This is a genomic window from Microtetraspora sp. AC03309 (genome assembly GCF_020826795.1).
Taxonomy (GTDB): domain Bacteria; phylum Actinomycetota; class Actinomycetes; order Streptosporangiales; family Streptosporangiaceae; genus Microtetraspora; species Microtetraspora glauca.
Genome location: NZ_JADDIL010000324.1, coordinates 1 through 678 on the forward strand (window position 1 = coordinate 1; position 678 = coordinate 678).

Below are 678 nucleotides of genomic sequence, written 5' to 3' on the forward strand. Positions count from 1 at the left end.
CCACCGTGCCGCGCTCTTACCGCTGGAATGGGCGGGCAGTCTGGTGTTCGTCTTGGTCAGAGCGACCTCGGTGTGCGGAAGCCAGAAGAACTCGAAGTGGTCTGCCTGCATCATGCGTTCGTCGAAGGAGTCGAGAACGTCGCGCAGTGGTTCCACTTTTTCCACGGCACGGATGGCAAAGCCGGGGACGCATTGCAGGGTCACCTCGACGATGACTCCGAGTGCGCCGAGGCCGATACGGGCCGCCGGCAGCAACTCGGGGTTGTGGTGTTCATCGATGTACAGCACCTGCCCGTCGCCCGTGACCAGGGTGAGGCCGACGACCTGGGTGGCCAGACCGCCGAATGATGCGCCGGTCCCGTGGGTTCCGGTGGAGATGGCCCCCGCGATGGTCTGCCGATCGATGTCGCCCATGTTCTCCAGTGCCAACCCGTACGACGCCAAGAGTCGGGTGAGTTGCCAGAGTCGCGTTCCGCCACCCACTTTCACCTGCCGGCGGTCTGCGTCGACACCGATGAGTCCGCTGAGCCGGCTGAGATCGATCTGGATCTCCGGCGCCACCGCGATGCCCGAGAAGCTGTGACTGGCACCGACGGCCTTCAACCGCCGTCCGGCAGCAGCTGCTCCGGTGATGGCCTTCGCGACGTCGTCGGTTGATCCGGGCCGCATCACCTGGGC

1 protein-coding gene is annotated in these 678 nt (G+C 65.5%); it reads right to left on the reverse strand.

Annotated elements, in window-relative coordinates:
- On the reverse strand, positions 1-678 hold a 678-nt coding region (locus IMZ11_RS43115), incomplete at both ends, for an FAD-binding protein (RefSeq protein ID WP_228649420.1).